We start from the raw sequence: 22,844 nt of genomic DNA, 5'->3' as shown, positions 1-22,844 counted from the left end.
CGGAATCGCGCCATTATTATACCCCAGCGCGGGGCGCGTCGGCAAAGGAAATTCACACTCGCCTTGGGTCCGGCGCCCCGGTCAAAACCCATCCGTCATCCCTCGCGCTGCTCACACCTCAGCGTCCGCAGCCGATTCAGCGCGGCTGCGAGTTCATACCGGCGTGGCCGGGCGAGATCGCCCGGATGGCCTTGGCGGAACGAGATGGAACTCAGGCCGTGCTGATCCCACTGCGCCTCCATGGCGTCGAGGATCTCCCGGACCGTGAGCCCTTTTGCCAGCCAGCCTTTGCGCTCGATGTACAACAGGGCCGCCGCGATGGCGCGCGTTTGGCTGTCGTCGACGAGCTGCTCCAGCGCGTGCAGGGAGATGTCCGTGGCGCCATACTGGATGGCATATCGCCCGCGTGCCGCCACCTTCGCCTTGTGGCCACGCTGGCTGTTCAAGCTGTCGGGCTGCGGCACGCGCTGGCGGATGGCGCCGAACGAGCCCCCGCCTTCGGGTCGGCGAGCGGTGGGCATGGCGGCCGCAATGCGCTTTGCTTCCGCGGTGACGTCGTGCGGCACGTACGCCTCCATCTTGATGACGCAATCGGCGATGTCGAAGTAATCGCCCAGTCCTCCGACGACGAGCACGGTAGAGATGCCGTATTCGTCAAACAACTGCCTCGCCTTGTCGATGTAGGGCGTAATGGGCTCGCCCGATTTCGCCACCAGCGCCTGCATGCGCGCGTCGCGGACGAGGAGGTTCGTTGCGCTCGTGTCCTCGTCGATGAGAAACGCTGTGGCGCCCGCCTCCATCATCTCGACGAAATTCGCCGCCTGCGAGGTGCTCCCGCTCGCGTCCTCCGTCGAGAAACGCGCCGTGTTCTTCCCGTGGGGAAGCGTGCCGATGAGCGGCGAGATGTCGACGTCGGCGACGCTGCGCCCGTCTTCGGCGCGAATCTTCACGGCTCCTGCGTCGGTGATGACGAACTCGCGCCCGTCGCCCGCGACGTGATCGTAGACGCCGTGCTCGAGCGCCTCGAGGAGCGTCGTCTTGCCGTGGAAGCCCCCGCCGACGATGAGCGTGACGCCGCGGCGAATGCCCATGCCGCGAAGCGGCTCTGCGCGGTGGGGCACGGGGATGGAGATCTCGAGCTCGGGCGGGCTTTGAAAGGGAACGGCGCCACGGCGCAGCGGCTTGTCGCTGACGCCGCTCTCGCGCGGCAGGATGGCGCCGTTGGCGACGAAGGCCACGAAGCCGTGATCGCGCAGATACTGGCGCACGGCCTGCTGCTGATCCGCCAGTTCCACCGCAGCCCGGATCTCCTCCTCGCGCAGGCCGTACACGGCGCGCTCCACAGCTGCGGGAATCTGCTCGAAGAGCATCGCCTCCGCTTCCCGCGCCAGCACGCGCCGCCCGGCGGCTGGCAGACCGACCGACAGGCAGATGACGATCTCGTCCCGCCCAATCTGCACCGCCGTCCGCTCCAGCACCTTCTGCCCCGGCGCGTCGATGGCGATGAGCCCGCTCTTGCCGGTGCCGCGCGCCCGACCTGGCAGGCGGCGCAGCGCCTCGTCCACGCGCCGCGCAAGCAGGTCCTCGCAGCGAATGCGGCGCCACGGCGCGTTGATCCACGCGTCCCCGACGGCGGTCTTGGTCCGCGTCACAAGGACCCGCACCTTGGACGGATCCGCGAACGGATCGCCCTGGACGTGATCGATAGCGAGAGTGAACGACGAGAAGGCGTACGCGCCCTCGAGGACCTCGTACGCCTTGTACCCGCGCCCGTCGATGGATTGCAATTGGCGCCGCAGCGCCTCCATGGGCTGGCGCCTGGTTTCCGAACGCACGCCTCGATTCAACTTGCCGCTACTCCCCCCGTCGCTTCCACATGGATCGGAGTTCCGAAGTGCGCCCCTTCATGTCGATCTCGACGCGGGCCAGATCGATGACCAACGCGCCCTCGGTGCACGTGAACTCGTTCAGCTTGAGCGCGATGCCGAGCGGCTCGAGCAGGCTCGCGACGTTCAGCCGCAGGCTCTGGCGCAAGACTTCGATGCCTTGCGGCGCATCCTTCATGGCCTCCTGCAGGCTCATCTGCACGAGAGCCGGCGGGATGTTCACGAGCTTGCGCGCCGAAATCTCGATGGAAATCTCGCCCTTGTCCGCGCTGCACGTCGGCCGCGCCGCGAAGTCGATGTTCCACATCAGAAACTTGAACTGGCCGCGCACGCCGTCCGGCTGGATGGCGAGAATGCGCAGCGGGACGTCCGGTGCGAACTCGGCGATCATCGAATTCAGGTCGTCCGCGGACAGCCGGACGCGGAAGTTGGAGATTCGCACCCGACACTCCTCCCAGGCTCAGCCCTTTGCAATCCGCTCGATCCCACCCATGTACGGCACGAGCGCGCGCGGAATCCGGACCGATCCGTCCTCCTGCTGGTAGTTCTCCAGGATGGCCGCCACCGTGCGCCCAATGGCGAGGCCCGAGCCGTTCAGCGTGTGCACGAATTCAGGCTTGCTTCGCTCCTCCCGCCGGAAGCGCAGATTGGCTCGCCGCGCCTGGTAGTCCTCAAAGTTGGTGCAGCTCGAAATCTCGCGGTACCGGTTCTGCGCCGGCAGCCAGACCTCGATGTCGTACTTCTTCGCGTCCTTCGCGCCAAGATCGCCCGTGCAAATCTCGATGCGGCGGTACGGCAGCTCGAGCGCCTCGAGCACGGCCTCCGCCTCGCGCGTCAGCTGTTCCAGGACCTCGTACGACTGCTCCGGCAGACACAAGTTGACGAGCTCTACCTTCTGAAACTGGTGCAGCCGAATCAGCCCGCGCGTGTCCTTTCCGGCCGATCCGGCCTCCGAGCGGAAGCATGCAGAATAACCCGCGAGTTTGACCGGCAGTTGATCCGCGGACAGAATCTCGTCCCGGTAGTAGTTCGTGAGCGGCACCTCGGCCGTCGGGATGAGATAGTAGGGCAGCCCCTCGATCTTGAACATCTCGTCGCCGAACTTCGGCAGGTTGCCCGTGCCGATGAGACTCTCCTCGTTGGCGATGAACGCCGGAAACATCTCCGTGTAGCCGTGCCGCTCCACGTGGAAGTCGAGCATGAAGTTGGCGAGCGCCCGCTCCAGCCGCGCGCCGAGACCCTTGTACAGCACGAAGCGGCTGCCGGTGATCTTGACGGCGCGCTCGCTGTCGACGATGTCGAGCGCCTCCGCAATCTCCCAGTGCGGCTTCGGCTCAAAGGAGAACTGTGGAATTTCTCCCCACGTCTTGATGACCGGGTTGTCGTCCTCCGACTCGCCGTCCGGCACCGAGTCGTGCGGCACGTTCGGCAGCGCGAGCAGCAGATCCCGCACCTGCCGCTCCCATTCGCGCACCTCGTCGTCCAGCGCCTGAATCCGGTCCGATACTTCGCGCATCCGCGCGATGTCCTCGCTCGCGTCCTCCCCCTGCCGCTTCTTGCGCGCAATCTGCTCAGACGTCTGGTTGCGCAGCGCTTTGAGGCGCTCCACCTCGGCGAGCGCGTCGCGCCACTTGGCGTCCGCCTCGAGCAGCCGGTCGATCTCGGCCGGATCGACCTTCTTCCGCTTCAACTTCGCTTTAAACACGTCGGGTTGTTGCCGAATGGCTCGGATATCTAACATGTCACACCTCGCGCTCGAGTCAATGTGCCACCGGCGCCTGCGCCATGTTCAAGAAATACTGGTGCAGGCGGTAGTCGTCCGTGAGCTCCGGATGGAACGACGTGGCGAGGAGATTACCCTCCCGCACGGCCACGATGCGATCCTCGTACGTCGCGAGGACCTCCACGCCCTCGCCCACGGACACGATGTGCGGCGCGCGAATGAACACGGCGGGAAATGGGGGCGCGCCAATGGCCGGGATGTCGATCTCGGCCTCAAACGACTCGCGCTGCCGCCCAAACGAGTTGCGGCGCACGGTCACGTCCATCAGCCCGAGGTGGACGGTGTCCTCCCCCTCGATGCGCTTCGCGAGGACAATCATCCCGGCGCACGTGCCATAGATGGGTTTGCCCGCGCGAGCCAGTTCGCGGACGGGCTCCAGCATGTCGTACTCCCGCATCAGCTTGCCGATGGCCGTCGATTCACCGCCCGGGATAATCACGCCGTCGGCGCCCTCGAGATCTCGCGCCCACTTGGCCTCGTAGGCCTCCACCCCGAGCGACCTCAAGGCCGCGATGTGCTCCCGAAACGCGCCCTGCACCGCAATGACGGCAATCCTCATGGCCCATCCTCCTCTCTCACGTGCAAGAGCCGGCGGGCCTTCGCCCCCGGCTCTCGCAGGCGTATCGTCTGCGCGTCACCAACCGCGAACCGCCATGCGCTCCTCCTCGCGCAGGGTGGCGAGATCGATGCCCTGCATGGCCTGCCCGAGGTTCTTGGACAGGTGCGCCAACAGTTCGTAATCCTGATAATGCGTCACGGCCTGGACGATGGCGCGCGCGTACTTCTCTGGATTCTCCGACTTGAAGATGCCGGACCCCACGAACACGCCGTCCGAACCGAGCTCCATCATGAGCGCGGCATCGGCGGGCGTGGCGATGCCGCCCGCCGCGAAGTTGACCACCGGCAGGCGGCCGAGATCGTGCACCTGCTTGAGAAGATGGTACGGCGCGCCGAGATTCTTCGCCTCAGCGTACAACTCGTCTTCAGACATCGCCTGGACGCGGCGAATGGCCGACTGCATCATGCGCTGATGGCGCACGGCCTCGACGATATTGCCCGTGCCCGGCTCGCCTTTGGTGCGGATCATCGAGGCCCCCTCGGCGATGCGGCGCAGGGCCTCGCCGAGATCTCGCGCGCCGCAGACGAAGGGAACGGTGAACTTGGTCTTGTCGATGTGGTGCTTGTCGTCGGCCGGCGTGAGCACCTCGCTCTCATCGATATAGTCGACGCCCATCGCCTCGAGGATGCGCGCCTCCACGATGTGCCCAATGCGGCACTTCGCCATGACCGGGATGGAGACGGCGTTCATGACCTCCTCGATGATGGCCGGATCGGCCATGCGGGCCACGCCGCCCGCCTTGCGGATATCCGACGGAACCCGCTCCAGCGCCATGACCGCGACAGCGCCGGCCGCCTCTGCGATCTTCGCCTGTTCCGCGTTGACGACGTCCATGATGACGCCGCCCTTCTGCATCTCCGCCATACCGCGCTTCACGCGATCCGTGCCGACATTCGCCATGCCGCATCCCCCTCTGTATTGCAACCGGAACCGACCGGTGAGTGGTTGAAGACCTAACGATTATTGTAGTACAGCGTAGACCCGCTTTCCACGTCAAATCGAGTAGTTCGGCGCCTCTTTGGTGATCTGCACGTCGTGCGGATGGCTCTCGCGGAGACCCGCCGACGTGATCCGCACCATCTGGCTCTTCTCCTGCAGTTCCTGGATGGTCGCGCACCCCGTGTAGCCCATGCCACTACGCAGGCCGCCGACAAGCTGATACAGCGTCTCGCTCACCGGTCCGCGGTACGCCACGCGCCCCTCGATGCCCTCCGGCACGAGCTTCTTCGTGTCCCCTTCCGAATTGTCCCCTTGGAAGTAGCGATCGCCCGATCCGGCCCGCATGGCACCGATGGAGCCCATGCCGCGGTACACCTTGAACTGCCGGCCCTGGTAGATCTCGATCTCGCCCGGGCTCTCCGCCGTCCCCGCAAGCAGGCTCCCGATCATCACCGAGCTTGCGCCGGCCGAGATGGCCTTGACGATGTCGCCAGAGTATTTGATGCCGCCGTCCGCGATGATGGGAATTCCACGCTTGCGCGCCACATTCGCGCAATCGTAAATCGCCGTGATCTGTGGTACGCCCACACCCGCCACCACCCGGGTGGTGCAGATGGATCCCGGACCGATGCCGACCTTCACGGCGTTGACGCCGGCATCCATGAGCGCCTCGCAGCCCGCCGCCGTCGCCACATTGCCACCGATGAGCTGAATATCCGGATAGCGCGACCGAATTTCGCGCACCACCTTGAGCACGAACTCCGAATGCCCGTGCGCCGTATCCACGACGATCACGTCGCAGTGCGCCGCCACGAGCGCATCGACGCGATCCATCACGTCCGGCGATACCGTCACCGCCGCACCGACCAAAAGACGGCCCTGCGAATCCTTCGCCGCATTCGGGAATCGACGAGCGTTCTCGATGTCCTTGATGGTGATGAGACCGCGCAGGTTTCCTTCGGCGTCGACAAGCGGAAGCTTTTCAATCTTGTGCCGCTGAAGAATCTCCTTCGCTTCCGTGAGCGTCGTTCCCACCGGCGCCGTGATGAGATTCTCGCGGGTCATGACTTCCCCGATGGGTCGTGAATCGTCCCGCTCGAAGCGCAGATCCCGGTTCGTGATGATGCCGATGAGCTTCTGCGATCCGCATTCCACAATCGGAACACCCGAGATTCGGTACTTGCTCATGAGCGCTTCCGCGTCGCGCAGGGGCTTGTCCGGCGTGAGATAGATGGGATTGGTAATGACGCCGCTCTCGGAGCGTTTGACGCGATCGACCTCTTCGGCCTGCGCCTCGATGGACATGTTCTTGTGGATAATGCCGATCCCGCCCTCGCGCGCCATCGCGATGGCCATCGGCGAAGTGGTCACGGTGTCCATAGCGGCGGACACGATAGGGATGTTGAGGCGAATATCCGTGGTCAACCGGGTGGAGACGTCTACGTCCCGCGGAAGAACGGTCGAGTGAGCTGGCAATAACAGCACATCGTCGAAAGTCAGGGCTTCCCCCACAAATTTGTGTTCCCAGGCGCTCGTCACGATGGTTCCTCCTCTTCATCTCGCGCTCTACGCATGGCGTCCCGAAAATATTGTGAGCAGTATAACAACCGGCTATGGGGGTGTCAATGCGCGGATTTTTGAGCTGCCGCGCCTTCAGGAGTGAAGGTCACACATTTGTCAAGATGACAAAACCGTCTAGAGCTTCGTGCGAAGGGCGGGAGCAGGGCTTCGGCCTTCGGCCTGCAGATCTGCCCGCCCTTCGCACTTCGCTTCCGGTTGGGATGAGCGGGGTCCTAGGGTGCTGGCCGAACCAATCGGTCATCTCACGCGCATGAGAGAGTCCACCGCTGCATCTCGCCCTGCGCAGGGAGGAGGTTCTCAGCACAAACGACAAAAGGCCAGGCTGATGTGCCTGACCTTTGTCACTCGCCTGGCAACGACCTACCTTCCCAGGAGGCTGCCCTCCCAGTATTCTCGGCGCTGGAGGTCTTCACGTCCGTGTTCGGGATGGGTACGGGTGTTGCCCCTCCGCTATGGTCACCAGACCTGCTTCGCTCCATGCTCGCTCGGAGGGCTTCGGCCTTCGGCCTGCAGATCTCCTCGCTCGCATGTCGCTTCGCATCTGTATCGTCGGCGAAGCTCGGTTGCGAGTCGCTCTTTCAAGCGTACCCGCTCACGTCTCTCTTCGCCTCAGATTTCTCTGCGAAGCTTGCGTCCCGAGCCGGCGCTTCTGCGCCTTACTCGCTCGCATGTCGCTTCACATCTGTCTTCTTGGCCCTTGCCACCGTGCATAGGGAGCCTTTCAGGTGAAGCCCTCGACCGATTCGTATCTGTCCGCTCCACGCATCACTGCGCTTCCACGCCAGACCGATCCACCTCGTCGTCTTCGAGGGGTCTTACTTCCTTCACGGAATGGGATACGTCATCTTGAGGCGGGCTTCGCGCTTAGATGCTTTCAGCGCTTATCCCTTCCCGACTTGGCTACCCAGCGGTGCCCCTGGCGGGACAACTGGTACACCAGCGGTCGGTTCATCCCGGTCCTCTCGTACTAGGGACAACCCCTCTCACGTATCCTGCGCCCGCGGCAGATAGGGACCGAACTGTCTCACGACGTTCTGAACCCAGCTCGCGTACCGCTTTAATGGGCGAACAGCCCAACCCTTGGGACCGACTTCAGCCCCAGGATGCGATGAGCCGACATCGAGGTGCCAAACCTCCCCGTCGATGTGAACTCTTGGGGGAGATCAGCCTGTTATCCCCGGGGTAGCTTTTATCCGTTGAGCGATGGCCCTTCCACTCGGAACCACCGGGTCACTAAGCCCGACTTTCGTCCCTGCTCGACCTGTCCGTCTCGCAGTCAAGCTCCCTTTTGCCTTTGCACGCTCCGCGCGATTTCCATCCGCGCTGAGGGAACCTTTGGGCGCCTCCGTTACCCTTTAGGAGGCGACCGCCCCAGTCAAACTGTCCGCCTGACACTGTCCCGCCTCGCGTCCTCACAAGGCCGGTTAGAACAACCGTGTCCCAAGGGTGGTATCCCAACGCCGACTCCACTCAGGCTGGCGCCCAAGCTTCTCCGTCTCCCACCTATCCTGTACATGGAACACCGTTGTCCCATATCAGGCTACAGTCAAGCTCCACGGGGTCTTTCCGTCTAACCGCGGGTAACCTGCATCTTCACAGGTACTACAATTTCACCGGGTCTCTCGTTGAGACAGCGCCCAAGTCGTTACGCCTTTCGTGCGGGTCGGAACTTACCCGACAAGGAATTTCGCTACCTTAGGACCGTTATAGTTACGGCCGCCGTTTACTGGGGCTTCGATTCGGACCTTCGGGGGTACACCCCCTAAGCCCTCCTCTTAACCTTCCAGCACCGGGCAGGCGTCAGCCCCTATACGTCGCCTTTCGGCTTCGCAGAGACCTGTGTTTTTGCTAAACAGTCGCTTGGGCCTTTTCACTGCGGCTCTTCCTCCAGGAAGAGCGCCCCTTCTCCCGAAGTTACGGGGCCATTTTGCCGAGTTCCTTAACGAGAGTTCTCCCGCGCGCCTTCGTGTTCTCCACGCGCCCACCTGTGTCGGTTTCCGGTACGGGCACCTTCGGCTCGCTAGAGGCTTTTCTCGGCAGTGTGAACGTCGGGACTTCGGTACTGTCCTTCCCTCCCCATCACAGCTCACGCTTCCCAGGGTGCGCATTTCACTACACCCCACGCTCGCTGCTTGGACGGCCTCTTCCATCCGGCCGCTTCCCTCGTCCTCCTGCGTCACCCCTTCGCTCAAGCGCCTACGGTGGTACAGGAATGTCAACCTGTTCTCCTTCAGCTACGCCTTTCGGCCTCGCCTTAGGTCCCGACTGACCCTGGGCGGACGAGCCTTCCCCAGGAAACCTTGGGCTTTCGGCGGAGGGGATTCTCACCCCTCTTTTCGCTACTCATACCGGCATTCTCACTTCCATGCGCTCCACCTCGCCTTCCGGCTCAGCTTCCCCGCACATGGAACGCTCCCCTACCATGTCGCCATCCCGAGCTTCGGTGTCCGGTTTAGCCCCGTTCCATTTTCCGCGCAGCGCCACTCGACCAGTGAGCTATTACGCACTCTTTCAATGATGGCTGCTTCTAAGCCAACATCCTGGTTGTCTTCGCAGCGCCACATCGTTCCCCACTCAACCGGAACTTCGGGACCTTAGCTGCGGGTCTGGGCTGTTTCCCTCTCGACTACGGACCTTATCGCTCGCAGTCTCACTGCCAGGTTCCTCGACATTGTGGCATTCGCAGTTTGACGAAGCTTGGTAGCCCTCGCGGGCCCCGCACCCCATCAGCGCTCTACCTCCACAACTCATCCCCTGACGCTAGCCCTCAAGCTATTTCGGGGAGAACCAGCTATCACCGGGTTCGATTGGCATTTCACCCCTACCCCAGTTCATCCCCTGGCTTTTCAACGCCAGTGGGTTCGGGCCTCCATGCGGTGTTACCCGCACTTCACCCTGACCAGGGGTAGATCACCCGGTTTCGGGTCGATGCGGACGAACTCACGCCCTCTTCAGACTCGCTTTCGCTTCGGCTTAGGCTCCTCCGCCTTTACCTCGCTCGCCCGCATCACTCGCCGGTTCATTCTACAAAGGCACGCCGTCACACCTTTCGGTGCTCCGACTGCTTGTAGGCACACGGTTTCAGGTTCTCTTTCACTCCGCTCCCGCGGTCCTTTTCACCTTTCCCTCACGGTACTCGTTCACTATCGGTCGCCAAGGAGTATTTAGCCTTAGGAGGTGGTCCTCCCAGATTCCTACGGGATTCCTCGTGTCCCGCAGTACTCGGGGTCTGTTTCCACCCTCGTGCGCGCGTTTCGGATACCGGGCTCTCACCGTCTCTGGCCGGCCTTCCCAGACCGTTCTCCTACGCACCCACTCGGGCTGGCTACCCTGCAGCTCGCCGCAAACAGCCCCTCTACCCCGCATGCGCAACGGCTGCAGCCTTTCCCACGCATGCGGTTTAGGCTCCTCCGCTTTCGCTCGCCACTACTCACGGAATCGCGTTTGCTTTCTCTTCCTCGGGGTACTGAGATGTTTCACTTCCCCCGGTTCCCCGCTTAACGCCTTTCGGCCTTAAGCTGCTGGCGCTTCCCGCCAGCGGGTTCCCCCATTCGGACATCCACGGATCTCAGCCCGCTTACGGCTCCCCGTGGCATTTCGGCGTTCGCCCCGTCCTTCTTCGGCTCTTGGCGCCTAGGCATCCACCGTGTGCCCTTCCTAGCTTCACCTTGCCTTTCTCCCTATGCACTTGCCAAGGTCCTCCGAGAGAGCTCTCGCTCCCTCAAAACTAAACACACCCAACCCCCCAAACCCGCAAGCCCCGTCCTTCTCCCTAGAAAGGAGGTGATCCAGCCGCACCTTCCGGTACGGCTACCTTGTTACGACTTCACCCCAATCATCGACCCCACCTTCGGCGGCTGGCTCCCCTTTCGGGGTTACCTCACCGACTTCGGGTGTTGCCGACTCTCGTGGTGTGACGGGCGGTGTGTACAAGGCCCGGGAACGTATTCACCGCGGCATGCTGATCCGCGATTACTAGCAATTCCGGCTTCATGCAGGCGAGTTGCAGCCTGCAATCCGAACTACGAGCGGCTTTTTGGGTTTCGCTCCGCCTCGCGGCTTCGCCTCCCTTTGTACCGCCCATTGTAGCACGTGTGTAGCCCAGGACATCAGGGGCATGATGATTTGACGTCATCCCCGCCTTCCTCCGACTTGCGCCGGCAGTCACCTGTGAGTCCCCGCCTCAACGCGCTGGTAACACAGGTCAAGGGTTGCGCTCGTTGCGGGACTGAACCCAACATCTCACGACACGAGCTGACGACAACCATGCACCACCTGTCTCCTCTGCCCCGAAGGGAAGGTGCATCTCTGCACCCGTCAGAGGGATGTCAAGCCCTGGTAAGGTTCTTCGCGTTGCTTCGAATTAAACCACATGCTCCACTGCTTGTGCGGGCCCCCGTCAATTCCTTTGAGTTTCAGTCTTGCGACCGTACTCCCCAGGCGGAGTGCTTATTGGGTTTCCTTCGGCACTGGGGTGTGTCCCCCCAACACCTAGCACTCATCGTTTACGGCGTGGACTACCAGGGTATCTAATCCTGTTTGCTCCCCACGCTTTCGTGCCTCAGCGTCAGTCACTGTCCAGCAAGGCGCCTTCGCCACTGGTATTCCTCCACATCTCTACGCATTTCACCGCTACACGTGGAATTCCCCTTGCCTCTCCAGCACTCAAGTCAAGCAGTTTCCAGAGCCATCCCATGGTTGAGCCATGGACTTTCACTCCAGACTTGCTCGACCGCCTACGCACCCTTTACGCCCAGTGATTCCGGACAACGCTCGCCCCCTACGTTTTACCGCGGCTGCTGGCACGTAGTTAGCCGGGGCTTCCTCACTCGGTACCGTCTCGCATGGGGCTTTCCACTCCCCATGCCGCTCTCCCCGAGCAACAGAGCTTTACAACCCGAAGGCCTTCTTCGCTCACGCGGCGTTGCTCCGTCAGGCTTGCGCCCATTGCGGAAGATTCCCTACTGCTGCCTCCCGTAGGAGTCTGGGCCGTGTCTCAGTCCCAGTGTGGCCGGTCACCCTCTCAGGTCGGCTACGCATCGTCGCCTTGGTGGGCCGTTACCCCGCCAACTAGCTAATGCGCCGCGGGCTCCTCTCTCAGCGGCCCAATCGGGCCTTTCCCCGCAAGAAGATGCCTCCTCGCGGGCGTATCCGGCATATTAGCGCCCGTTTCCGGGCGTTATTCCGGTCTGAAAGGCAGATTACCCACGTGTTCCTCACCCGTCCGCCGCTGACCTCAAAAGAGGTCCGCTCGACTTGCATGTATTAGGCACGCCGCCAGCGTTCGTCCTGAGCCAGGATCAAACTCTCAATCCAAGTGCTTTATCCTGACCGTTCGGTCACAAGGACTTACGGGCTTGGTGGTCTCGTGTGTTTAGTTTTCAAGGAGCGATTCCCGCGCCACCGCGCGGATTTCCTGCCGCCTCGCGGGCGGCGAAAATGATACTATCACCGCCTCCCCCTCTGTGTCAAGCGGGATCGCGGAGAAAAATACGAGGAAAAACAGGAATGCTCAAGCGCAAACGCACTGATGGATCAGGCAACGGGCGCTTGATGCCCTCGTGGCCTGCGCTCAAGCGTCTCCTTCTTCGTCCTCCTGTTCAGGGAATCGTCCGTGCTTTGCAAGCCACGCTCTAAGATGCGACGCGTCACGTCCAGCGCGCTCCGTTTCGATGACCTGCCGCTCCAACATGGTGAGCATGACACCCCAAAGTCGCTCCGCCACCGACTCTGCCAGCTCGTCCAGGCTCATTTTGCCGATGTTCTTCATATCGATGAGCGATTCCGCCCACGCACAGAATTGTTGAAACTCCTGGCGGAACTTCGGGTCTTCGAGAACCTTCAGAAATTCCGGCGGATATTGTCGTCGGAATTCCGGATCCCGAAGCACATCCTCCAAAGTCTTAGGCTTCACTGCGCTCCCCCTTCCACACCATGCGCCATCACGCGAGCCAATCATGGGGAAGAAGCTCTCCCAGCCTCACAATGACGCCCGGCGCCACCATGACCTCGGCCTCCCGGTTGTCGGGATGAAGTTGGCGAATGAACTCTCTGCAGCGCCCGCATGGCGGTAAGATCCGGCCGTCCCGGCCCACCGCCACCATCCGGGCCACGCGGTTTTCCCCCGCCGTGATCATGGCCGCCGCGGCCGCGTGTTCGGCGCAGAACCCGAGGGAGCACGCCGTATCAATGCACACACCCACATACACGTGTCCCTGATCCGTCTCGAGCGCCGCCGCCACGGATCCGGCCGTCGCCTCTGGAGAAAGTTGCCGAAACCCGTGCACGGATTGGGCTCTGGCGATGAGCTCATCAAACGTCATCGGCGCGCCTCCATCACTTCGCTGTAGCGGACTCCGCGCAAAGGTGAATCCGTTTTCCTGCTCATCGCGGCCTACACCCTCGTTCCCCCGCGACCAGCCATTCACCGCACCACGCTGGAGATTTACCTGAAAAACTGCGTCCACCCGCTCGTCACGGCGAAACCAAGGCGGCGATAGATGCCACCAGCGTTGGGATTGTCGTAGTACAGGCAGAGGGTCTTGCCGCGCTCATCGAAGACGTCGCACAGCTTCGCCACGCACCGCGTGGCATAGCCCAGTCCTCGATACAGGGGGCGCGTGCACACGCCTACGACCATCGCCGTCCACGTGTTCTCGGCCACCGCGCTCGCGGACGCCGCCATCTCGCCGCGCTCTCCGGGAACGTAGAAACACAGCGTGTCGCCGGACTCGAACGATTGGCGAAGCGACAACTCGGTCGTGTTGCTGTTTGCAAACTCCGCGATACTCTTTCGCAGTTGCCACAGTTGACCGACGTGATCGACCGTCGCCTGGTACACTCCCGAGGTGTCGACAAAGGGTCTCGGCGCACCCGGCGGGCGTTCGGCAAAGGCAAACTCCCGCACCTGCCGCGGTTGAAATCCGCCCACGTCCTGGAGGAGGCTCAGCGACACGGAATCTCCCTGCACCATCGTCCAAGCCGTGTTCGATTGCAGCATGCGGACAACGTCTTCTACGGCGTCGGGACCCTCCGTCGAAAAGATGTAGCTTCCATAGAAACGCAGTAGAACCGCGGTCACGCGTCCGTCGGTCAGATACCCGTACACCTCTTGAAAGGGCGCGTCGTAACCATACCGCTCGATGTCGCCCGTGAGAAACGTGTGAAGCGCCGGCCGTTTCGACAAGTAGGCAACGACGCGGTCGTGATCGGACGCTGTCAGCCTTCGAAACATGCGGTCACTCTCCTCGTCTCGACCAGCGCCTCACGGCCTCACTTCTCCTTGACGATGGCGTTTACCACAATAAAGCAAAGCCCGACAAACGTTGCAAAGGCGAGAAACATCGCGCTCGTGTGCACGAGAAAATCCCAAAACGCGTTCTGCACCGACACCGCCTCCTCACTCGCATCGTAACAGAAGGGCGCGCCTCTATCCAAGCGCGCCCCATGCCATCACGGCTCCGAATCCTCGTCGTCCTTGACCACGCGGCTGACGGAGGCCACCTCGACGCCTTCATCGACGTTGATGAGGCGCACGCCCTGCGTGTTCCGGCTCAGCGTGGAGACATCTCGCACGTGGATGCGAATCGCCACGCCAGCTTGTGTGACGATCATCACGTCGTCGTCTTCCGTCACCATGCACATCTCGATGGCATGCCCGTTCTTCGGCGTGCAGTTGAGCGTCTTGATGCCCTTGCCGCCGCGCGACTGCGCGCGATACTCGCTCACCGGCGTGCGCTTGCCGTAGCCGCGAGACGTGACCACGAGTACGTCGTGATCGTCCTCCGCCACGTCCATGGCAATGACCTCGTCGCCTTCGCTGAGCGAGATGCCCTTGACCCCGGTCGCAGCGCGGCCCATGGGGCGCACATCGGTCTCCGGGAAGCGGATGGCGAGCCCGTTGCGCGTGACCATCATGATCTCCTTCGTGCCGTCCGTCAGCTTCACGCCGACGAGATCGTCGTCGTCGCGGAGGTTGATGGCGATGAGCCCGTTCTTGCGCACGTTCGAGTACTCGGCGAGCGGCGTCTTCTTCACGATGCCTTGGCGCGTGGCAAAGAACAGGTACGTGTCGCCGATCTCGGCCGGATCGAGCGACTTGACCGGGATCATCGCGGTGACCTTCTCGCCCTGCTCGATGTTGAGCAGGTTCACGATTGGCGTTCCGCGCGCCTGCCGGCTAAATTCCGGCACGTCGTAGGCCTTGATGGCATACATGCGGCCGCGATTCGTGAAGAAGAGCAGGTAATCGTGCGTCGACGTCACGTGCAGCCCGGTGACGAAGTCTTCCTCGTGGGCGTTGATGAGCGTCATGCCTCGCCCGCCGCGGCGCTGGCTGTGGTACGTGGAGAGCGGCAGCCGCTTGATGTAGCCGCGGTGCGTCAGGGCAATCACGACATCGTGCACCGGGATGAGATCCTCTTCGCTAATGTCGCCCTCGGCGTTCACGATGCGCGTGCGACGCTCGTCGCCGAACCGCTCCTTGATCTCCAGGATCTCCTGCCGGATCACGCCGTCTAGGAGCTTCGGATCTGCGAGGATGGCTTTGAGCTCGGCGATGCGCTGCTGCAACTCCTGATACTCCGCCTCAATCTTCTCCCGCTCGAGGCCCGTCAGCCGCTGCAGGCGCATGTCCAGGATGGCCTGGGCCTGCTCCTCCGACAGCCCGAATGTCGAGATGAGTCCCTGGCGCGCCTCGTCGACGGTGCGCGAGCTGCGGATGAGCGAGATGACCTCGTCCAGGTGATCGAGCGCGATACGCAGACCTTCCAGGATGTGGGCCCGTGCCTCGGCTTTGGCGAGATCGTACTGCGTCCTGCGGCGGACGACGTCCCGCTGGTGATTCAGATAGTGCTCGAGCGTCTCGCGAAGCGTGAGTACCTTCGGCTCGCCGTTCACCAGCGCCAGATTGATGACGCCGAAGCTCGTCTGCAGGGCCGTGTGCTTGAACAGGTTGTTCAGTACAACCTGTGGGCGCACGTCGCGGCGCAGCTCGATCACGACGCGCATGCCGCGCCGATCGCTCTCGTCGCGAAGATCCGTGATGCCGTCGATCTTCTTCTCGCGCGCGAGCTCCGCAATTTTTTCCACGATGCGCGCCTTGTTCTGCTGGTACGGGATCTCTGTCACCACGATGCGCGTCTTGCCGCCGGAGAGCTCCTCGAAATGGGTGACCGCGCGCACGGTGATGGAGCCTCGGCCCGTCTCATAGGCCTTTCGAATCCCCTCGCGGCCTAAAATGACGCCGCCCGTCGGGAAGTCCGGGCCCTTGATGACCGTCATCAGGTCGTCGAGCGTCGCGTCCGGACGGTCGATCAGCATGACGACGCCGTCGATCACCTCGCGCAGGTTGTGCGGCGGGATGTTCGTCGCCATGCCGACGGCGATACCGCTCGATCCGTTGACAAGAAGGTTCGGGAAGCGGGACGGCAGGACGACGGGCTCTTCTTCCTGCTCGTCGTAGTTGGGAATGAAGTCGACCGTCTCCTTGTTGATGTCCCGCAGGAGTTCAAGCGCGATGGCGGACATGCGCGACTCGGTGTACCTCATGGCCGCAGCCGTATCGCCATCGATGGATCCGAAGTTCCCGTGCCCGTCGATGAGCGGATATCGCGTCGAAAAATCCTGCGCCAGCCGCACCAAGGCCTCGTACACCGCGGCGTCGCCGTGCGGGTGGAACTTACCCAGCACGTCGCCGACGATGCGCGACGACTTCTTGTACGGCTTGTCCGGCGTCATGCCTGCCTCGTACATCGCGTACAGGATGCGCCGATGCACAGGCTTTAGGCCGTCGCGCACGTCCGGAATGGCCCGGGCGACGATGACGCTCATCGCGTAATCAAGAAACGAATTGCGCAGCTCTTGGCTGATGTCCACCGGCAAAATGCCGCGAGAGCTGCTCTCGTCTGCCATGCATGCCACCTCTCATCTGGTTCCACCCGGGCCAAGCGTCGCCCGTGTGTCCGTGTCAGACGTCCAAATTGCGGACAAATCGCGCGTGTTCCGCGATGAAATCCCGCCGCGGCTCGACCTTGTCCCCCATGAGGATGCTGAAGATCATGTCCGCGTCCATCGCATCCTCCATCGTGACGCGAAGCAGCGTGCGCGACTCCGGATCCATGGTCGTCTCCCAGAGCTGATCGGCGTTCATCTCGCCGAGCCCCTTGTACCGCTGCAGCCGCACGCCTTCACGGCCCATCTCCTGCAAAATCTGCTCGAGCTGGGCATCGGAATAGGCGTACCGCACCACTTTGCCCTTCTCGATCTTGTAAAGCGGGGGCTGGGCGATGTAGATGTAGCCCGCGTCGATGAGCGGCCGCATGAACCGGTAGAAGAGCGTGAGCAACAGAATGCGAATGTGGCTCCCGTCGTGATCCGCATCCGTCATGATGACAATCTTGTGATACCGGGCCTTCGAGATGTCGAAGTCGTCGCCAATGCCCGTCCCGCACGCGGTGATGATGGCGCGGATCTCCTCGTTCGCCAGCACCTTGTCCAGGCGAGCCTTTTCCACGTTGATGATCTTCCCGCGCAGCGGCAGAATGGCCTGCGTCTGCGGATCTCGCCCCATCTTGGCCGATCCGCCCGCGGAATCTCCCTCGACGAGAAACAGCTCGGACCGCTCCGGATCCTTCGAGCTGCAGTCGGTCAGCTTGCCAGGGAGGCTCGTCACGTCCATCTTCTTGCTGCGCGTCAACTCGCGCGCGCGCCTTGCCGCCTCGCGCGCCCTCGCCGCGAGAATGCACTTGTCCACAATCTTCCGCGCGATGGACGGGTTTTCCTCAAGGAACATCTGCATCCGTTCGGCAAACAGCGTCTCGACGATGCCGCGGACCTCGCTGTTGCCGAGCTTCGTCTTGGTCTGGCCCTCGAACTGGGGCTCCGGAACCTTGACGCTCACCACGGCGGTCAGCCCCTCGCGGACGTCGTCGCCCGTCATGCTGTTGTCGTTTGACTTCAAGAAGCCGTATCGCCGAGCGTAGTCGTTGATCACGCGCGTGAGTGCGCTCTTGAAGCCGGCCTCGTGCGTGCCGCCCTCCGCCGTGTTGATGTTGTTCGCGAACGAGTAGACCGTCGCCGTATACCCGTCGTTGTACTGGAGGGCGATCTCGACCGCCACGTCGTCCTTCACCGCTGAGACGTAGATGGGATCATCAAACAGCACGTCCTTCGACTGATTCAGCCAGCGGACGAACTCTGCGACACCCCCGTCGTACTTGAAGACCGCGCGCTTGCCGCCCTCCCGCTCGTCCTCAAACACAATTTCCAGGCCTGCGTTGAGGAAGGCGAGTTCGCGTAGACGGTTCATGAGTGTCTCGGCCGAGAACACCGTGGTCTCCGTGAAGATCTCGGGATCCGGCTTGAACGAGACCTTCGTCCCCGTCTTGTCCGTCGTGCCTATGACCTTCAGGTCGTAGAGCGGCGTGCCGCGCTCGTACTCCTGCACATAAATGCGGCCATCGCGATGCACTTCGACGCGCATCCACTCCGACAGCGCGTTCACCACGGAGGCACCCACACCGTGCAGACCGCCCGAAACCTTGTATCCTTTTCCACCGAACTTGCCGCCCGCGTGCAGCGTGGTCAGGACCGTCTCGACCGCGGGCCTTCCGGTCTTCGGGTGAATGCCCACGGGAAACCCGGCCCCGTTGTCTATGACGGTCACGCTGTTGTCCGGGTGGACCTGCACCACGATGCGCGTGCATCGCCCGGCGAGCGCTTCATCGACGGCGTTGTCAACAATCTCCCACACCAGGTGGTGCAGCCCCTTCGCGCTCGTCGAGCCGATATACATGCCAGGCCGCTTGCGCACAGCCTGGAGCCCTTCCAGGACTTCAATTTGCGACTCGTCGTAAACCTGTTCCGGTATTCGATCCGCCAAAGAAGTTCCCTCCGCCTCAGAACACAACAAAAAGCGGCTCGGCGCCCATCCTCTCAGGATCGCCGAGTTTTCCGCACTTCAGACGCGTTCTTCGGCTATTATACCAGAACAAACTCGGAACAGCCGGAAATCGTCCAGCTCCTGGCCCAGCCGATTGAGGCTGGTCGTGGTGATGACCGTCTGCACCTTGCGGCTCATGCCCAGTACGAGGTTGCGCTGGCGGAGATCGTCGAGTTCGGACAGGACGTCATCCAGCAACAACACGGGATACTCGCCGAGCTCCTCGCGCATGAAGTCGATCTCGGCGAGCCGAAGCGACAACGCTATGGTCCGCTGCTGTCCCTGACTGGCCGCCGTGTGGACTTCTCGGCCGTCGAGAAAGAGCAGCACGTCGTCCCGGTGAGGACCGACGCTCGTGGTGCCCAAGCGCAGATCCTGCGCCCGGTTTTTCTGGAGCGCGCGCTGTAAGATTTCTGTCATGTCTTCGACGCCCATGTCTTCCTCGACGCCGGAAACGGAACTTCGGTACGAGAGCGCAAACTCCTCCCGGCCGCTCGCGATGTCGCTGTAGATGCGGGCGGCGTATGTGCGCAACCGCGCGAGAAACCGTAGGCGCCGGTGAATCACATGCGCACCATGAAACGCAATCTGATGGTCGAACGTGGCGAGCACGTCGTCGTCCGGGGACAGCGAAGCGGTCTTCAGCCAACGGTTTCGCTGCAAAAGCGCGCGATTGTAGAGGCTCAGGTGGTGAAGGTACAAGGGCTCCAGCTGCCCAAGTTCCGTGTCGAGAAACCTGCGCCGGACGCGCGGACTACCCTTCACGAGATCGAGATCCTCCGGCGCGAAGAGCACCACCTGCACTTGGCCGACAAACTCGGTCATCCGCCCCACCTGAACGCCATTGGCGAACGCCCTGCGCCCCTCCGGCCCCAGTTCCAGCATCAGGCGCCGGTCTCCGTACCGCGTCGAGACCTCCAACAGGATACGCGCGCGGTCCTGTTCCCAGCGGATGAGGTCGCGATCCCGATGCGCCCTGTGTGACTTGCCCACAGCGATGAGCAGCATGGCTTCCAACGCGTTCGTCTTTCCCTGGCCGTTCTCGCCGACGAGCACGTTCACCCCTGGCGACAATTCGATCTCGGCCTTCGCATAGTTGCGAAAGTCGTGGAGTTCAACGCGCCGGATGTCCATCCGATTCGCTCACCACGCGATACACCGCGCCTTCCACTTCGATCTCGTCGCCGTCGCGCAGTTTCCTGCCGCGCCGCGTCTCCGTGGCCCCGTTGACGCGCACGCGCCCTTCGGCGAGAAACGACTTGACCTCGCCGCCCGAGGCCACGATTCTCACCTTTTTTAACAGTTGACCCAATGTGATGTGCTCTCCTCGAATGTGAACGTCCATCACGACCTCCAGAGTATCGGCGAGATGAGCTGCAGCATGGACGGATCGCCGCTTCGCTCGATGACGAAGGCCTGATTCGCCCCGTTGAATCGAATGGCGATCTCGGCGGCGTCGAGTGCGCGCACGGCTTCGATCACGTACCGCCCGTTGAACGCAATCTGCAGATCTTCGCCTTCCTTGCGCAGGGCGCTCAGCGTCTCGGAGACGTTTCCGACCTCCGGGGAATGCGAGGTCACCGTGAGCGTATCGCCCGTCACCTCGAGGCGCACCATGTGATTGTCTTTGTCGCGGGCGATGAGTGCGGCGCGATCGATGGCGTGAAGAAACGCGTCTCCGTCCAGCACCACCTGTGTGCGCGCCGAGCGAGGAATCAGCCGTGAAGTGTCGGGATACGTGCCCTCCAGGAGGCGAGTGTAAAACCGCGTCGAGCCGACCACAAAAAGGCCGTGGCTCGGCGTGAGGACCATCTCCACGGGCGTCTCGTCCTCCGGCAAGATCTTCGCCAACTCGGAGAGCGACTTTGCCGGGATAACCACCTGGCGTTCGGGCAGATCCGCCTGGGGCACGCGATGCTGGGCGAGCCGCAGGCCGTCGGTGGCGATGAACGTGAGGTGCGTGGGATCCGACGTGATCGACACGCCGGTCAATACCGGCCGGACCTCCGACGTGGCCGCAGCGAAAACGGTGGATTCGATGAGCCGCCCCAACGTTGTAGCAGGGATCTGCATACTCTCATAGCCCATGAAGCTCGGCAATTCGGGGAACTCCTCGGCATCGATGCCATGAAGGTGAAATTCCACGCTTTGCGCGGAGATTTCCGTCATATAGTTGGCGTCGACGCGTATATGAATTTCCGTGTCGGGGAGCTTGCGCACAATGTCGCCGAAATATCGAGCGGGCAGGACGATGGCGCCCGTTTGATGCACGCGGAGTCCGGTTTCGTCACCGACCGGTACACGCGTCTGAATCGCGAGTTCGAGATCATAGGCGGTTGCGACGATCTCGTCCTCGTGAACCTCGATCAGGATGCCCATCAGCACCTGTTTGGGGGTTCGCACAGCCACGGCCTTGGAGACAATCTGCAGGGCGTTCAAGAGCGCCTGCTTTTGCAGTGAGAATTCCATGCGTCGACTCCCTTCCCTGTGCAGAGCAGCGTCGGATTTCATCGCGGACGTTGCATCAGGATCAGCAGGAGAAGTAAGGAAGGATCCTGATCATCGTCGTGATCATGATCAGCGCGGTGGATATGTGGACAACCCGTCGATCTCGCCGCAGTCTTCATGCACAGCCTGTTGATAACTTTGTGGATAAGTTCACTGTTTCGCGCTGTTGACCTGTGGACAACCTGTGTTAGGTGAGCGTTCGTATCGCCTGGCTGAGCCGCTCGATGGTCGCGCGCAGCTCGTCGTCCCTCATCATTTCCTCGTGCACCCGTTCGCAAGCGTGCATGACCGTCGTGTGATCTCGTCCACCGAAGGCCTCTCCGATGCGGGGCAGCGAAAGGTCGGTCAGTTCGCGCGTCAGATACATCGCGATCTGGCGAGGGAACGCGATATTTCGCGTTCGCTTCTTGCCCTTCAAGTCGTCGACTTTGAGGCCGTAGTGATCGGCTACTACCTTCTGGACGTGATTCACCGTGACCGCGCGGGGGCGGTTCGGGTGAATCAAATCCTTCAGGGCCTCCTCGGCGAGAGGGACGCTCAGATCTTCCTTGACGAGCGAAGAGTAGGCAATCACCCGCGTAAGCGCGCCTTCGAGTTCCCGGATGTTCGAGTCGATTTGGTTGGCGATGAACGCGAGCACGTCGACAGGAACGTCTAAGCCGTCCGCTTTCGCCTTGCGCTGCAGGATGGCGATGCGGGTCTCGAGATCAGGTGGTTGAATGTCGGTGATGAGCCCCCATTCGAAACGCGAGCGAAGCCGGTCTTCCAGCGTTGGAATCTCGCGAGGTGGGCGATCGCTCGAGATGACGATTTGCTTTCCAACCTCGTGAAGACTGTTGAAGGTGTGGAAGAACTCCTCCTGCGTCTGTTCCTTGTTGGCGATGAACTGGATGTCGTCAATCAAAAGCACGTCGACGGTGCGATACCGAGCTCGGAACGAGTCGGGATTCTTGTCTCGAATGGCGGCGATGAACTCGTTCGTGAATCGCTCCGAGGATATGTAGCTCACTTTGAAATTTGGATAATGCTGGCGCACGTAGTGTCCGATGGCGTGCATGAGGTGCGTCTTTCCAAGTCCCACGCCGCCATAGATAAAGAGCGGATTGTACGCGTTCGCAGGGCGCTCCGCGACGGCGAGGCAGGCAGCGTGCGCAAAGCGGTTACCCGCGCCGATGACAAACGAGTCAAAGGTATACCGGGGGTTGAGGTTCGTCTCCGTGTCTTCATCGGTTGCGACGGGATCGGGCGCGCGCCGGACGATCACGGCGGGGGCCTTCACTTCATCTTCTGTGATAAATCGCACCCGATACTCGCGGTCCATCAGGGTCATCATCAGCATTTCAACGAGGGAGGTGTAATGTTCGGACAGCCAGTTGCGTACGAATGTGGAGGGTGCGGAGATGTAGACGGTTTGCTCCGACTCATCGATTTGTACGATGTGGGTGTCCTCAAACCAAGTGCTGTACGTAGGCCCGGAGACCTTGTCCTGAACCATCTTGAGGACCTGGTTCCACAGCGAATCGTAGGTCGGATCGACTTTGGTACTCATCACGAAAGGTTCCCCCTAGTGTTGAAAGGACTTGTCCA

Annotated in this window: 15 protein-coding genes and 3 rRNA genes; all 18 read right to left on the bottom strand. The window is 62.1% G+C overall.

The genetic code is table 11. The features are described 5' to 3' along the window. Positions 1-95: 95 nt before the first annotated feature. Positions 96-1,808 (bottom strand): ABC-ATPase domain-containing protein, encoded by a 1,713-nt coding sequence (locus TC41_RS00090; RefSeq protein WP_014462919.1) that lies wholly within the window; start codon positions 1,806-1,808, stop codon positions 96-98. A gap of 46 nt (positions 1,809-1,854) precedes the next feature. Next, positions 1,855-2,328 carry a hypothetical protein gene (locus tag TC41_RS00085; RefSeq protein WP_014462918.1) on the bottom strand — a complete coding sequence of 158 codons (474 nt, stop codon included), beginning with the start codon at positions 2,326-2,328 and terminating at the stop codon, positions 1,855-1,857. Between the two features lie 18 nt (positions 2,329-2,346). Continuing rightward, positions 2,347-3,627, bottom strand: coding sequence for a serine--tRNA ligase (gene serS, locus TC41_RS00080; RefSeq protein WP_014462917.1), 1,281 nt, complete (start codon positions 3,625-3,627; stop codon positions 2,347-2,349). Positions 3,628-3,646: 19 nt separating this feature from the next. Then, positions 3,647-4,228 carry a pyridoxal 5'-phosphate synthase glutaminase subunit PdxT gene (gene pdxT / locus TC41_RS00075; protein ID WP_014462916.1) on the bottom strand — a complete coding sequence of 194 codons (582 nt, stop codon included), beginning with the start codon at positions 4,226-4,228 and terminating at the stop codon, positions 3,647-3,649. A 75-nt stretch (positions 4,229-4,303) separates the two neighbouring features. Continuing rightward, positions 4,304-5,188 (bottom strand): pyridoxal 5'-phosphate synthase lyase subunit PdxS, encoded by an 885-nt coding sequence (gene pdxS, locus TC41_RS00070; protein WP_014462915.1) that lies wholly within the window; start codon positions 5,186-5,188, stop codon positions 4,304-4,306. A gap of 93 nt (positions 5,189-5,281) precedes the next feature. Beyond that, complete coding sequence (gene guaB / locus TC41_RS00065; RefSeq protein WP_014462914.1) at positions 5,282-6,766, bottom strand: IMP dehydrogenase; 1,485 nt, start codon at positions 6,764-6,766, stop codon at positions 5,282-5,284. 389 nt (positions 6,767-7,155) lie between these two features. Beyond that, positions 7,156-7,272: ribosomal RNA gene (rrf, locus tag TC41_RS00060) — 5S ribosomal RNA — on the bottom strand. 258 nt (positions 7,273-7,530) lie between these two features. After that, a 23S ribosomal RNA gene (locus TC41_RS00055) occupies positions 7,531-10,476 on the bottom strand. Positions 10,477-10,584: 108 nt separating this feature from the next. After that, positions 10,585-12,124: ribosomal RNA gene (locus tag TC41_RS00050) — 16S ribosomal RNA — on the bottom strand. The 16S, 23S and 5S rRNA genes sit together here, the layout of an rRNA operon. 256 nt (positions 12,125-12,380) lie before the next feature. Continuing rightward, complete coding sequence (locus TC41_RS00045) at positions 12,381-12,722, bottom strand: hypothetical protein (protein WP_148260075.1); 342 nt, start codon at positions 12,720-12,722, stop codon at positions 12,381-12,383. Between the two features lie 28 nt (positions 12,723-12,750). Next, the gene (locus tag TC41_RS00040) at positions 12,751-13,131 is read right to left on the bottom strand and encodes a cytidine deaminase family protein (protein WP_014462911.1); all 381 of its coding nucleotides are present in this window, start codon (positions 13,129-13,131) and stop codon (positions 12,751-12,753) included. 122 nt (positions 13,132-13,253) lie between these two features. Then, positions 13,254-14,042 (bottom strand): GNAT family N-acetyltransferase, encoded by a 789-nt coding sequence (locus TC41_RS00035; protein WP_014462910.1) that lies wholly within the window; start codon positions 14,040-14,042, stop codon positions 13,254-13,256. Positions 14,043-14,260: 218 nt separating this feature from the next. After that, complete coding sequence (gene gyrA / locus TC41_RS00030) at positions 14,261-16,720, bottom strand: DNA gyrase subunit A (RefSeq protein ID WP_014462908.1); 2,460 nt, start codon at positions 16,718-16,720, stop codon at positions 14,261-14,263. A gap of 55 nt (positions 16,721-16,775) precedes the next feature. Further along, entirely contained in the window at positions 16,776-18,689 is a 1,914-nt protein-coding gene (gene gyrB, locus TC41_RS00025; RefSeq protein WP_014462907.1) for a DNA topoisomerase (ATP-hydrolyzing) subunit B, read from the bottom strand. 78 nt (positions 18,690-18,767) lie between these two features. Beyond that, entirely contained in the window at positions 18,768-19,883 is a 1,116-nt protein-coding gene (recF, locus tag TC41_RS00020; protein WP_014462906.1) for a DNA replication/repair protein RecF, read from the bottom strand. Beyond that, entirely contained in the window at positions 19,864-20,094 is a 231-nt protein-coding gene (gene yaaA / locus TC41_RS00015) for a S4 domain-containing protein YaaA (protein ID WP_014462905.1), read from the bottom strand. The genes recF and yaaA overlap by 20 nt, the downstream gene beginning before the upstream one ends. Beyond that, positions 20,094-21,218: a DNA polymerase III subunit beta gene (gene dnaN, locus TC41_RS00010; protein WP_014462904.1), complete on the bottom strand. Its 1,125-nt coding sequence runs from the start codon at positions 21,216-21,218 to the stop codon at positions 20,094-20,096. Before dnaN ends, yaaA begins: the two co-directional genes overlap by 1 nt. 226 nt (positions 21,219-21,444) lie before the next feature. After that, a complete protein-coding gene (gene dnaA, locus TC41_RS00005; protein ID WP_014462902.1) occupies positions 21,445-22,809 on the bottom strand; it encodes a chromosomal replication initiator protein DnaA in 1,365 nt (454 codons plus the stop codon). Between the last annotated feature and the right edge of the window lie 35 nt (positions 22,810-22,844).

The organism is Alicyclobacillus acidocaldarius subsp. acidocaldarius Tc-4-1 (genome assembly GCF_000219875.1).
In the GTDB taxonomy this organism is placed as follows: Bacteria; Bacillota; Bacilli; order Alicyclobacillales; family Alicyclobacillaceae; genus Alicyclobacillus; species Alicyclobacillus acidocaldarius_A.
This window is presented reverse-complemented; position numbering and strand designations above follow the sequence as displayed.